Consider the following 14,014-nt stretch of genomic DNA (forward strand, 5'->3'; position numbering starts at 1 on the left):
CCTGGTGTTTCGGGGCAAGGGCCCCAGGCTGTCCAAGCCCTAGGTTTCCTGCTCAGCGCTGTCAGTGTGCGCGGGCACATCTGGCGTGACCGTCCATTTGTGCAGCGTGTCAAGCAAAGCCTGCTTGCGAATGGGCTTGCTCAGAAAGTCATCCATTCCGACCGCACGGCAGGCCGCTTCGTGGCTTTGCAACGCATTGGCTGTCAGCGCGATAATCGGCACGCGGCGCAGTGACGCCTCCTGCTCGATCGCGCGGATTTCCTCGGTCGCTTCCAGACCGTCCTTTATCGGCATCATCATATCCATCAGCACGAGATCTGGCTGCGCGTCGCGGTACATGGTGACCGCCTCCAACCCATTGGTGGCAATTCTGACGTCCACGTCCACATTCTTCAGCATCCGCGTGACGACCACCTGGTTGGTGCGGTTGTCCTCGGCCATCAAAACCCGGATGGGGGCAGGCAGAACCGGAGCCCCCGTCAATGGCGCGACGGAAGCGCTGGAAGTGGGTTCAGTTTCCCCAAGCGCGCGGCTCACGACCTTTCGCAACTGATCGGCGCGGACAGGTTTCAGAACCTGCTGACAGTTCCCTATCTCCGCAAGCATCTGCGGCGACAGCGCCGGATCGACAGAGGAGAGCATGATGATCGGCAACCGGCCAAGATTTGGCACGGAGCGAATACGCCGCGCCAGTTCATATCCGTCACAATCCGGCATGTTGAAATCGAGGAAGATGAGATCGCAGAGATCAGAGATGTCCCGCATTTCATCCAAGCGCAGCATGGTTTCGACAGCTGAATCCGCTTCACTGACCCGCACCCCCCAAGCCCGCAACCGCTCACCAAGAATTCGGCGATTCAGTTCCAGATCATCGACCACCAGCGCATGCAAGCCGGATACCGGTTGATCCGGCTGAAACGTGATCGGTGCACGATCACTGGTCGGCAACGTCAAGTCGATACTAAAAACGGATCCTTTGCCTTCGGTCGAGGTGACGTGAATGCGACCCTTCATCAGTTGCAACAAGCGCGTCGAAATCGCCAGCCCGAGGCCGGTGCCCTCGAAGCTGCGGGTCGCCGCCCCATCGGCCTGCTCAAACGCGTGGAAAATGCGATCCAGCTTGTCCGCTGGGATGCCAATGCCCGTGTCGCTCACGGCCATCCGCAGCTGCGTCAGCTCCCCAAGGGTCGCCCCTGTGACATCAATGTGCACGGAGCCCTGGGAGGTGAACTTGACCGCGTTTCCGACAACATTTGTCACGATCTGCCGAATACGTCCGGCATCTCCCTCATAGAATTCCGGAAGGTCCGGATCATAGCGCAACGTCAGCTGAACCCACTTCTCCGCGGCCTTTGGGGCCAGGAGAGTCACCACATCCTCAAGGACCGTTCGCAGATTGAACGTTGCCTGGTTCAGTTCCAGCTTGCCCGCCTCAATTTTAGAAAAATTGAGGATATCGTTGATGATCGTCAGCAACGCATTGCCCGATTTCACGATCGTCTCGGTGTACATCTCCTGATCTGGCGTCAGGTCCGTTTCCTGCAACACCTCGGCCATGCCAATCACACCATTCATCGGTGTGCGGATTTCATGGCTCATGTTGGCAAGGAATTCCGATTTGGCGCGGCTGGCAATCTCGGCCTGCTCCCTGGCCCGTTCAAGCGCGAGCTCCCGCTCGTCCCGCTCTGCAAAACTGTCCTCGAGCACGCCAACCGAAACGTTCAGCGCCTGAAACTCACGGCTGGCGTACCACGGCAACTGGAAATGCCCGGTCTTGGCCCCGGCAACAGCGTTCGACATCCGGGCGTGCACAACCTGTAACGGGTTCAATGCGAGCCTGTAGACAAGATAAAGCATCAGCAACGACATCGACACAACAGCCAGGATCGTCCAGGTGATGGTCTGCCGGACCTTGTCCAGAACCAGCGCCTGCCCCTCTTCGGTCGACCACTTCACCACCATCCTGCCAAAGACGAACCCCTCAAACGCCACCGGCCTGTCGTACATGACATAGTCGTCCGCAAGCTGCGACGCGGTATTCGACGCCTCGGCGATGATCTCGCCTTCGCTGTTCTCAATGTGAATCGACAGAATTTTCGGATAGCGGGTTATCGCCTCAACCAGCCCCGTTTCCAGAACCGGGACATCTTCGACGATGATCGCCTCCAGCATCAAGCCGCTCAACAGCGAGACCGTCAGATTGGCCTGTTCGCCCAACTGATCGCTGACACGCTGCACTTCGTAGCGCCGCGCAACACCGCCAACGGTCACGACAACCAGCAAGGCCGCGAGCGACATCGACACGATGATCTGGGACAGAATGCCCCGGCGCTGAAGCAGGCTACGAAGCGGCGGTTTCAAAAGTCACGGCTCCGCTGCATTGCACGGCGCACGAAGTCGTAATCCGCGTCGCTCCCGGCCAGGAACCCGTTCTTCGACACGCGCTTCACCATCTCTTCGTTCTGAGCAGAAAGCATGACTTGGCGCATCGCGTCCAGGATATGGCTTTCCAGTCCGGAGCGCGCCAACCAGGGCTTGGTCACGTTGTCAAAGGAGACCAGGGCCCTGATCGGGACACCTTTTGCGACCAGCTCCTTGAACGTGCTTTCCTTGAGTGCGCCTGCGCTGAACTTGCCGGCACCGACAGCTTCGCCGACCAGATCATGTCGCCCGAGATAGGCATACCCGTGCAGATCCTGCGACGAGATACCCACATCCAGCAGATGCGCCTGCGCCAGATACCGCCCGATCGTGGACAGTTCATCACCAAAGGCAAAGGACAGCCCCGCGAGATCAGACAGCCCGGAAATCGTACTATCGCGATGAACCGCAATGACGCCCTTGAACCGTTTTTCCCCCTGTTTGGACTCCATTGCCACGATCGAAATCCCCGGATTGCGCTCCATCGCATGGACATAGGACGCGGGCCCAAAGCGCGCAAAGTCAACGCGCCCTTCCGCCAGATCCACAATGCTTGTTTCGTAGTCCTTGGAGATGCGCAGCCGGATCGTGACGTCTTCGCTCAGGATGACTTCCATCCGATTTTCCAGAAACGTCAGAAATGGCCGGTACTTCCGCACCGTCGCCGACGGCTTGTCCGCAGCATAGGTGCCAAACACTAGCTCAATCTCTGCGCGTAGGGGCGAGGCTGCGGAGATCCCGACCATCGACAGGACCGCAGTCACCAGCATCAGTTTCACAAGACCGTAACCCATCGCGGCCTTGCGCAGGGTAGCTGTACCAAATGAGTTCATCAGTGCCATCGAACTCTCCTTAGCAGACGATGCAGAATCGCTGTCCGACCGGGGCGCGCCCGTCCCTAGCCGTGCCTCAATCCAAGATAGGATCAAAACACATTGAAAACTAACCGAGATTCACTCGAAAAGCACATATTAACCATCTGGAAAGGATTATGACGTTTCTTTGACGCATTCTGCGTCTGCCGCCAGGTTCCCTTTCCGTTCAGAAGGACGACTCGTGATTACACCAAACTTGCTGCCATGTATCGCCCGGTCAGTTAAAATTTGTTTTTGTTTATTTGTAAATGCGACCATTCTTATCGCCACCCCCACGATGGGACACGCAATTCCATCCCCGGAACTGGTGCTTGGATCGGTCTCTTCGCTATCTCAAATTCTCGCGGTGGTTGCAGCCACCCTGTCCGGTTTTGGTGCGGTGATCGCCGCCCGCCTCGGGATCAGGACACAGGCCTCTTCGCGCCGCTATCCCGTGCGCCTGATCACCGGCCTTGTACTGCTTGCCGTCCTCCTCGCATTTGCAAATCACTGGCAATGGCAGACCCACCGGAGCGCCGAGTTACAACGGCTGCAAGCCACGCTGACCCGTCCCGCACAGTTTGATGGGACCACCATCAAGGATGTGGCACTGAAAGAAACCAGCTACAACAGCCAGGAATCCCACCCACAGGGGATCACGACGGCCGAAGCTGCCGACCTTTTGTCTGCCGGACAGGTCAGTTTCTTCGACATTCGTGAAACCGCCGAAAACGCCATGGGGACCCTGCCCGGCTCCACCCACATCCGGTTTCCCGACTTCCTCCAATCGCCGCCCGTCTCGGCGGGTGAAACGGTGGTGCTGTTCTGCCATAACGGGAACCGCAGTTCCGAAACCTGCGCGGCGCTCGCAAAACTTGGTATCGATTGCCGCTTTATCGCCGGCGGTATCGAAAAGTGGATTGTGGAATCCAGACCGTTTTCCGACAGCCGTGTGCAAGAGCTGTCAGACCTGCGCGCCATCCCCACTTATCCGAACAAATCGCGGCTGATCGGTACAGAAGAGTTCAGCCAACTCGTTGCGTCGAGCGAGGTACAGATCGTGGATACGCGCTATCCCGGTGATTTTGCCGCCGGGCACCTGCCCGGGGCGATCAACATTCCTGTGCGCGCGCTGACCACCACGCAGCTGCAAGAGTCGATCTCCTCCCTGCGCAAGGTCCCCACGGTCGCTGCGTGCTATGATCGCCGTAGCTGTTTCATGAGCCAGGTGCTCGGGCTGGAACTGACTGAGGCGGGAATCCCCTTCGAAGGGCGCTACACCCTGCCGTGGGAGTATTTCATCCCTCCTGCCCCCAAACCTCATGTTGTCGATTGGCTGGCCAGCCAGGAAACCGGCCTGTGGGACACATCCGTTGACCTCCTGAGCCGCGTCTTGCTCTGGGCGCATGAACACTCTCACCTGATCCTCGGGCTTCTGGCTCTGGCGGTGACCTCGCGATTGCTGGTGCTGCCGCTGGCGCTGAAATCAGAACGCGACCAGATCACGCTCCGTACGCACAAAGTCGAACTGGATCGTCTGAAGGCGGATCTTGCCGACGACCCGATCCGAAAATCCAGGGCAATCCGGGAGGTTCATAATCGACTTGGATTGACGCCTATGCGCAATTTGGCGGCGCTCCTGTTTCTCCCTGTGATGATGCTGGGGCTACAGGCGGTAGAGCTGGCTTCCGCGGAGGTTGGCGAAGCGTTCCTGTGGGTTTCGAACCTGGGAGCGCCGGACCCCTATTATCTTGCGCCGGGCCTCAACTGTGCGCTTGCCGCTGTCTATCTGTTGGTTTCGGTTGCCAAATCCGCGCGGGCGGCGGTGCTTTGGTGCGGACTGGGGCTGCCGCTCCTGTTTGCCCTCGTCATGAACCTCTCGGCGGCGGGAAATTTCTACCTTTTCATGAGCCTGACGGGTTTGCTGATCCAATACGCGTATGTCTCAGGGACCGTGTCGCGCCTGCCGCGCGCCTTGCCATCCTTACAGCGATTGCCAAAAGGAACGGTCGCGATAAAGGAAACCCGCCGATTGGCTCATGCGGGCAACAAGGCGCTGCGGCTTTCACAATTGGCCAATGCCGGCTTTCCGGTGCCGTCCGCGGTGGTGCTCACCGAAGGGTTCCTAACCCGGTTCCAGGCGGCCACTGCCACGGACCGCACGCGCATGGCGCATAAAATCTGGCGGATCATGGGGCCCACACCCTGCGCTGTGCGCTCCTCTGCCAGCCAGGAAGATGGCGCTGACCATAGCTTTGCCGGCGTATTTGAATCCGTCCTGGATGTGCGGGGCGACCAAATGTGCTCTGCCATCGAAACCGTGCACGCCTCCTTTTCCGACGAGCGTGCCCGAAGCTACCAGATCAACGATGCGGGACACGGAAATATTCTGGTGCAACACATGATCGATGCGACGTTTGCAGGTGTCCTGTTCACGCAGGATCCACAAGCACCGGGCATGATGCTGCTGGAGTGGGTCGAGGGCTGTGGCGATGACCTCGTCTCTGGCAGAAAGACACCGGGCACCCTCCGGGCCGGGCGCTACAGCAAGTCCCCTGCCCCAGATCAGGACCTCCCCCCGTTTGCCCCGGAGGCGCTGATCGAGTTGGGCCTGGCGATCGAAAATCTGTTTGGAACACCGCAGGACATCGAGTGGGCCTGGGTGGACGGAGAGTTCTGGATTCTGCAATCGCGGGATGTGACCACCATGGCCGTGGGCAGCAGCACCGAGCAGGCGACGGCCTCGGAATGGCGATCCTTTTTCAACCGGTTCAAAGATCGCGACCCGGACGAAAACCTGATCGAGCAGGATGAAATGAGCGAAGTGCTGCCACGCCCCAGCCCATTGTCATTTGCACTCATGGCGCAGCTCTGGTCACCCGGGGGCAGTCTCGATCTGGCCTGCCGCGCGTTGGGCCTGCCTTATGCACTGCCAGAGGGTCAAGACGCCCATTTGGTCCGCCTCTTTGGCAAAACCTACGTTGATACACACCTCAAGCAGCAGCTGGCACTGGATTTGTCAGGGCGACGCGCGGTGGCATTGCGCAAGCAGTTGGTTCCGGTCCGTGACGGGTTCGAACGTGAGGTGCTGCCCAAGCTCAGGGACCGCGTCGACGACTGGCGTGCCATTCGGTTTGAAGCCCTGCCAAGGGCAAAATTGCTCAAGACGATCACAGACTTGCAGCGCTATTTCGTGACCGAAATCTATGTTGAGGCCGAGAAAATCAATATTCTCGCGGCCTTGGCGATGCAGGACGCGAGCCAAGCCGCGCAAGGCGACCCAGCCCTGCGAAGCTATCTGATGCAGGCAGACCTGGAATATTCACCTGCCAGCCTCCTGGCACAATGCGATGGACCGGAACAGGAAGCCCGGGAAAAAGCGCTTGCCTTGATGGGGCACCGGGCGATGTTCGATTATGAGCTTTCCACCCCGCGGTATCACGAAGCGCCGAGCTTGTTGTACACATTGCTCGAACCATCTGTCGCCCCCCTGCCCCCGACGCAGGCGCCGTCCGGTCTACCAGCCGATCTCCAACAGCAGATCGAACTGGCCATCGCCTTTCAGGACTTGAAGGAGCGTGCCAAGCACGAGGCCTTACGGGTGCTGTCAGAACTTCGGCGGGCGCTTTTGGCGCTGGCAGAGCAGAGCGGGCTTGGTGCGCTGGTATTCCACCTGACCCTGCCAGAGCTTGTGCATGCCGACTGGGACGAAATCGACGCCTTGCGCGCCCTGGCCCAAGCCCGCTCGGAACACGACAAACTGTGTCAGGACAACGCGCCAACGCAGGCACAGCTGACCCTGAAGGACTGTGAGCAGCTGTCTGCTGGCACGCTGGCCCTGCCGGATCCGGACAAGCTCGGCGGAACCTGCGTCGCTGGATCAGGTGATGTGACCGGGCGCGTGTTCCGCGTTCACGACGAGATGGCACATGGCTCCGAAGCCTTTGAAGGGTTCATGCCCGGAGACATTATCCTCTGCCACATGGTCAATCCTGCATGGTTGCCCCAGGTACAGAAGGCTGGTGCCGTCGTGAGCGTGGTCGGTGGCTGGCTGAGCCATATGGCGATCGTCGCGCGCGAGAAAAATATCCTCATGGTGGTTGGCGCGAAAGGGACCGACAGCCTCATCCAGGGGCAGAAGATCACCGTGCACGATAGCGGCGACATCGAAGCGGCTGAGGCCTATGATGCCTTGAGTGCGTGAGCGCAGGAACAGCTGAGGGATGGGGGGCGCCCCCAACCGCTCAGCTGGCGCTTAAATTGTGCCCTGCCATGAAAATAGGCCACCCAATCGGGTGGCCTATGCTGTGTTTCACGAGGCGTCAGCTTCGTTTGGGCCAGGCATTCGGATCCAGATCAAGATCCGAGAACTCTTCGATGTGCAGCACCGGTCGCTCCACCCCGGCCCGCAGCTGTTTGCGGAAATCTTGCAAGATACGCAGGGCAATCGGAAACAGCATCATCAGTGCGAGCAAATTGACCAGCGCCAGCACACCCATCATCGGGTCGGAGAAGAAGAACACCGAGGTCGCATTCGGCGCCACCGCCCCCACAAAGACGATCCCGACCACAACAATCTTCAGCACCAATGTCGCAGCGGGTGTCTTGGTCAGCACCGTGATCGCATTCTCACCGAGGTAATAGTTGTAGATCACCGACGAGAAAGCAAACAGCAGGATTGCCGCGGTCATGAAGTACTGCGTCCAGGTACCAAGGTGCGAAACCATTGCATTCTGGGTCAGTTCGACACCGTCAATTTCGCTCGCGCCCGGGACGTAAACATCACTGAGCAAAATCACAAACGCAGTACAGCTACAGATCACGATGGTATCGATGAACACCGAGAACGCTTGGGTGATGCCCTGGCTGATCGGATGATTGACCTCTGCGGTTGCGGCCACGTTGGGTGCAGACCCCAAACCCGCCTCGTTCGAAAAGAGGCCCCGGCGCAGACCTTGGGCGATTGCAGCCCCCATGCCACCGCTGACCGCTTCTTCGAAGCCAAACGCGTTTGCAACAATGGTGCCCAGAACAGCCGGAACATCGCCCAGGTTCATCACGATGACCGCCAATGCCATCAGTATGTAGCCAAGCGCCATGATCGGCACGACGACCTCGGAGGCTTTGGCGATACGCCGGATGCCGCCAAACACGATGAAGCCGGTGACCAAGGCCAGAAACAGGCCGGTCCACAGACGGTCAATGCCCAGCGAGGCTTCGGCCGCGCCAGCAACCGTATTCCCCTGGAACGCATTGAAGCCCAACGCAAACGCAGCAATCAGGCAAATGGCGTACAATACGGCCAGCCAGCGATAGTTCTGGCCCAACCCGTGAAGGATGGCCCGCGCCGGACCGCCACGGTACTGCCCTGTCAGAGGGTCCGCCCGTTTGAACAGCTGCGCCAGAGAGCATTCCACAAGGCTGGTTGCCATTCCGACAATGGCGATCGCCCACATCCAGAACACCGCCCCGGGGCCACCGAGCGTGATTGCCACGGCCACGCCGGCGATATTGCCGCCGCCGACACGCCCACCGACCGAGACGAGCAGCGCTTCGCGGGCTGAGATTCGCCCGGAATCTGTTCCGCCGCGGGTCAGAACCCGGAACATCCGCCCAAAAAACCGAAATTGGACGAACCCGGTCGCCACGGTGATAAAGGTACCAAAAATTACCAGGATCGGAACAAGGGACCACCCCCATGTCAGGTCTCCGATGACCCCGAAAACCTGTTCAAGCGCTTGCATCGCGTCTCTCTCCACTCACGATTAAAACCGCGAGCGGCATACGTGGGTCATTGCCGGGATGCAACGGCACAATTGACGTGCCGGCAGCAGAGCCGCACGATCAGGTCGCCCATTCTCCGCAGAGGTTTTCCTGCAGGATCGCGCGTCGTGCCTGCGGATCTTCAGTGACCGCAAGCGCGTGAAGCAGTTTCGCGTAGGCGGCTTCCACGGTCATGTCGCGCCCGTCGATGGCACCGGTGTCCTCCAGCATCGACCCCGCCGCATAGGTACCAAGTGAAATACCGCCTTCGGCGCATTGGCTGACAGCGAGGACTGGGACGCCCTGTGCCTGCGCCCGCTGCATCGCGGACCGCAATCCAAGCCCCTCGGGGACAGTACCGGACCCATAACACCGCAGGACGATACCCTGCGCCCGCTCCGCAGCTAGCGACACGAGATCCGCATTCATCCCCGGCGCGACAGCGGCGATGATGGCCGATACCTCACCGTAGTATTGCGCGGAGAGCCGTGTGGACTGGCGATGCGGCGATCGATCCGTGGGCGAGGCCTTGAAGGCGTCGAAATCAGTCGAGTGGGACTTGCGCACCCGCGCGCCATGCAGAAGCCCACCCGCAAATTGCACAAAAACCCCAGGCGGCGCGGTCTCTACCGCGGCAAAGGCGTCTTTCAGGTTCCGGCACCCGTCACTTCCATCTTCGGTCAACGCCAGCATGGCACCGGTCAGGACCACCGGTTTGGACAGCCCCTGCAACCCGAAACTCAGCGCCGCTGCGGTAAATGCAAGCGTATCGGTGCCATGGGTGACAACAAATCCGTCGCAAACATCGTGATGTGCCACGATTTGCGACATGATCCAGTCCCAATCGGCGGGCGTGGCATTGGCGCTGTCGATCAAGGGATCTGCAGTAACCACCCAAAAATCAGTCCGTATGTCGCCGGATGCACGCATGCGCTTCAGTTCCGTCTCAACAACACCGTTTTGGGGGGCATACCCGGCTTCGGTGGCGATCATGCCGATCGTTCCCCCGGTGTGGATCACGCAAATCAACATGCTACACTCCTTCTGGCGACTACAGCCGCAAGTCTGTTTCGTCCGCAGCCAACAGGTATTTCAAGTCGTAGAGAACCGCACCCGGTTTCCCGAGCGCCCGGATCTCCGCGCCGCCCATCTGCCGAAATTCCTCATGAGCAACTGCAAGGACAACCCCGTCATATGTGTCGCGTGGCAGCGCCGACAGAAGTTCCAGGCCATACTCATCGCGCGCTTCAGCCGGATCCACATGCGGATCGAATACGTCCACCGCAACGCCGAACTCCTGCAACCCGGAAATCACATCGACGACGCGGGTATTGCGCAGGTCCGGGCAGTTTTCCTTGAACGCCAAGCCCATGACCAGCACCCGCGCATCCACCACATGCACGCGTCGCTGCAACATCGCCTTGATCATCTGCTGGGCAACATATGCGCCCATGCCATCGTTCAGCCGCCGCCCCGACAGCAGAATTTCCGGGTGATACCCCACCTCCTGCGCCTTGTGGGTCAGATAGTATGGATCAACGCCGATACAGTGCCCGCCAACAAGCCCCGGCCGGAAATTGAGAAAATTCCACTTGGTCGCCGCCGCGCGCAGCACCGCTTCGGTATCAATCTCCATCCGGTTGAAGATCATCGCCAGCTCGTTGATCAAGGCAATGTTGATGTCGCGCTGGCTGTTTTCAATCACCTTGGCTGCCTCGGCGACACGGATGCTCTCCGCACGATGGGTTCCGGCCGTGATAATGCTGGCGTAAAGCGCATCAACTTTCTCCGCGGTCGCCGCAGAGGATCCGGAGGTGACTTTGACAATATCCGGCAAACGTCGGGTCTTGTCTCCCGGGTTGATGCGCTCGGGGCTATAGCCCACGCCGAAGTCTCGATTGAGTGTCAGGCCAGACATCTCTTCCAGTATCGGCACGCAGTCTTCCTCGGTTGCGCCGGGATACACCGTCGATTCAAAAATGACCGTATCCCCGGGCTTCAGCGCCCGTCCGACGGTTCTGCTCGCCGCGAGGAGCGGTCCAAGGTCGGGGCGGCGCGTGGTATCGATCGGCGTTGGCACCGTCACGATAAACACCTTGGCGTCAGCAATATCCGCTTCCGATGCACTCAGCGTAAGATGGCGCGCCTGGGTCAAGGCGCTCTGGTCGAGTTCGCAAGTGCGATCAATGCCCCGGCGCAATTCCTCGATCCGCCCTTCGTCGATGTCAAATCCGACAACCGGACGACTGCGACCAAATTCGACAGCCAGAGGCAGCCCGACATACCCTAGGCCGATTACACAAATCTTCTCACCAGGCGGGGAACTGTCGGTCATTGCAGGCGCTCCTGAGGGTACCGGGCCCTGATGGCCCGAAGTCACTCCTCATAAAACGCGGCGCGCCCGTGTTTCAACTGGCTGGATTCGATTTGTGGCCCCCTGCCCTATTCGGCTGCGGCAGACACCGCTGTGGCAAACTCGGAAATCCGGTCCACGGCCTGGGTCAACGCGGCATCATCTATGGTCAGCGCCAAGCGCACCCAATCTTGCATGTGTTCGCCAAAGGAGGATCCGGGCATCACCGCCACCCCGGCCTGCTCCAGCAGTGCCCAGGCAAAGCGATCACAGTCCATACACAAGGGGCGCACATTCACCAAGGCAAACATGCCCGCTTCCGGCCGGTGCACACGCAGGCGGGTTTCGGTTTCAAGGCGGTCAGCCAGATAAGTCGCACGTCTGGCAAACCGTTTACGCATTCCCTCAGCCACCGGCGAACCGTCCCGAACCGCCTGCTCTGTCATATCCGCGATAAAGGGTTGATTGCCGAACAGCATGGTTTCGGACACGGGGAGCAGCGCGGTCATGAAGGGCTTTGGTCCAATCGCCCAGCCGCTGCGCAACCCGGGAGCGGCATGTGACTTGGAAATCGACGACACCGCAATTACCCGATCAGCGACTTCGGGCAACGAAAGGGGGGACAGAAAGGAACTGCCCTCAAAGACCAGATCCTCGTAGACTTCGTCGGAGATCAGCCAGAGATCGTGCGCCCGTGCCAAATCAGCCAATGCTTCCAAGTCCTCGCGGCGCAGGATCGCCCCGGTCGGATTATGCGGGGTATTGAGCAGGATGGCACGGGTCCTGTCGGTAATACGGCTTGCGACATCGTCCGCCTGCATCCGGAAACCATGTTCCGGGCGCAAGGGAACGGATACCATCTCGGCGCCGGTTGCTCTGATCACGCCCTCATAGGTGGCATAAAGCGGATCCCCCACAAGAACCTCGTCTCCGGCTTCTGCAACGCCCTGAAAAACCGCATAAAGCGCGGTTTGCGTCCCGGGGAAGCACAACACGTGATCCCGGTCAAAAAGCCGTCCGCGGCGGGTCGAGTAGATCTCGGCGAGGGCATCGCGCAACCCGTTTTCACCGCGTCCATTGGAGTACTGAGTACGGCCAGCCCGCAAGGCGCTGATCGCCGCATCCGCGAGCACATCCGGCAACGGCACATCCGGTTCACCGATCGTCATTTCGATGATCTGCTCGCCGCGTTCAGCACGCTCTCGCGCTGCGAGGTGCAAATCCCACTTTGCCCCGCCGAGGCCAGCCAAACGCTGCGTGATCGATGTTGTTCTCATCCGCCCATTCCCTACTGCAAACACAGACATGGCCCAGTGTCGCCTGGTTTCCGCACCTCCTTGTTATACAAGTGTGCGACAAAAGGGAAGCGCACTCACACATCGATCACGACGGCTGAAATCGTATCGTCGACTTCGCGACAGGCGGCGACCACCTTGGTTTGCAAATGTGACATGACGTAGGACGCGTGGAACCGGCTCGGGGCGCGCAGGATCAAGCGGTCCCCTGCCCTGCCCTCACGCTGCAGTTTTTGAAGCCAAGAGGCATAAGTGGCCGGGTCATCACGATGCAGGATCGCCTGCGCCAATGACCATTCACAGCCATCCTCGGTGTTCGGCGCTGCAACGACACTAGTCGTCTTCAGAGGAATGACCTTGGGGTCAACCTCTCCCCCCTGCCCTTTCATACGATGCGCATAATCGGAGCCTACGGCCTGCCATCGAGGTTCCGAATCGCCAAGGATGCGATCAAAGTCCAGAGCATATTCCGAGACCCTGCCACGGGCCCCTTGACGTGTTACCACGATCCACCCCATCGACCTTAGCTTGGCGAGATCCCGTTTGACTGTACGTTCATCAACATTCCATAGTCTGGCGATCTCTCTCTGACCAACGGCGAGTAGATCTCGTTGCCAGTTGTAGCGGGCAGTCACCAAAGTGAGGAATCGAAGAACCAGTACCTGTCGGGCCTTGCTCTGTGACAAGGCATAGGCGCCCATCGCAGTAAGGATATCATACTTGATCGCGGATGCTCCACGACCCGAAGGTTGCCTGACCAGCATTGGCTGCTCTCACTGTCCGGCGTTCTCATTTCAGAGAACGGTCTGTTTGCCTCTATCCCGAGCTTTGCGTCCGGGCTGCGAGCTGAGGTCTGCATCTCAACTCAGCGTTATTTGTTGATGGGTACAGATTTGCGTCCAGTTCGACGATTCTGTCAAGCCTGTCTCGAAGTGGTGAGCTGCGCACATACCATTTTCGAAAAGAAAATTAGGTATCAATGGTATTGGGGGACATCTCATACGTCCCCTAGTGCGCGCTTTTTGTCCCCTATTCAGGCGGGGTAGCGGAATAACTGTCCCCCTAATTCACACCTAAGTTCACCGAGAGTCGTAGCTGCCGGCAGCACGTAACAGCGAATCGGTGCGAAGGGCACACAGAGTCTGTGCTCGTGCGTTTCGCGGTCAAAATCAGAGTCTTTCCCTGCTTTGGGGCAAGGATGTCCCCACGGGGACAGGACGCTAAAACCGATGATATTTGTTTTTGCGTTTTTTGCAAATCCGGCGTAAATGGAAATCGAGATAGAAAAAGCGTCCAAATCGGGGCGCTCGCCATTCGAGGAGCAGTGA

At 59.3% G+C, this 14,014-nt stretch carries 9 protein-coding genes; 1 reads left to right on the top strand and 8 read right to left on the bottom strand.

What is annotated here, in order from left to right; genetic code table 11:
- Window positions 1–39: 39 nt before the first annotated feature.
- Window positions 40–2,361: a response regulator gene (locus ACXAF5_RS19675; RefSeq protein WP_474947942.1), complete on the bottom strand. Its 2,322-nt coding sequence runs from the start codon at window positions 2,359–2,361 to the stop codon at window positions 40–42.
- Window positions 2,358–3,191, bottom strand: a complete 834-nt coding sequence (locus ACXAF5_RS19680) for a PhnD/SsuA/transferrin family substrate-binding protein (protein ID WP_474947955.1) — start codon at window positions 3,189–3,191, stop codon at window positions 2,358–2,360. Before ACXAF5_RS19680 ends, ACXAF5_RS19675 begins: the two co-directional genes overlap by 4 nt.
- A gap of 382 nt (window positions 3,192–3,573) precedes the next feature.
- Here ACXAF5_RS19680 and ACXAF5_RS19685 point away from each other — a divergent pair, with 382 nt between their 5' ends.
- Complete coding sequence (locus ACXAF5_RS19685) at window positions 3,574–7,479, top strand: PEP/pyruvate-binding domain-containing protein (protein WP_474947943.1); 3,906 nt, start codon at window positions 3,574–3,576, stop codon at window positions 7,477–7,479.
- Window positions 7,480–7,597: 118 nt separating this feature from the next.
- Here the strand turns inward: ACXAF5_RS19685 and ACXAF5_RS19690 are convergent, their stop codons facing one another.
- The 6 genes from ACXAF5_RS19690 to ACXAF5_RS19715 all read right to left on the bottom strand — a co-directional run.
- Window positions 7,598–9,019, bottom strand: coding sequence for an alanine/glycine:cation symporter family protein (locus ACXAF5_RS19690; protein ID WP_474947944.1), 1,422 nt, complete (start codon window positions 9,017–9,019; stop codon window positions 7,598–7,600).
- A gap of 100 nt (window positions 9,020–9,119) precedes the next feature.
- Window positions 9,120–10,070, bottom strand: a complete 951-nt coding sequence (locus tag ACXAF5_RS19695; RefSeq protein ID WP_474947945.1) for an asparaginase — start codon at window positions 10,068–10,070, stop codon at window positions 9,120–9,122.
- Window positions 10,071–10,089: 19 nt separating this feature from the next.
- The gene (gene tviB / locus ACXAF5_RS19700) at window positions 10,090–11,373 is read right to left on the bottom strand and encodes a Vi polysaccharide biosynthesis UDP-N-acetylglucosamine C-6 dehydrogenase TviB (RefSeq protein ID WP_474947946.1); all 1,284 of its coding nucleotides are present in this window, start codon (window positions 11,371–11,373) and stop codon (window positions 10,090–10,092) included.
- Window positions 11,374–11,480: 107 nt separating this feature from the next.
- Complete coding sequence (locus ACXAF5_RS19705; RefSeq protein ID WP_474947947.1) at window positions 11,481–12,668, bottom strand: pyridoxal phosphate-dependent aminotransferase; 1,188 nt, start codon at window positions 12,666–12,668, stop codon at window positions 11,481–11,483.
- 95 nt (window positions 12,669–12,763) lie between these two features.
- Complete coding sequence (locus tag ACXAF5_RS19710) at window positions 12,764–13,450, bottom strand: hypothetical protein (protein WP_474947948.1); 687 nt, start codon at window positions 13,448–13,450, stop codon at window positions 12,764–12,766.
- A gap of 269 nt (window positions 13,451–13,719) precedes the next feature.
- Window positions 13,720–14,014 (bottom strand): hypothetical protein (locus ACXAF5_RS19715; protein ID WP_474947949.1); only part of this gene is annotated, 295 nt, incomplete at its 5' end.

It is taken from the genome of Epibacterium sp. ABV4_022 (assembly GCF_056159345.1).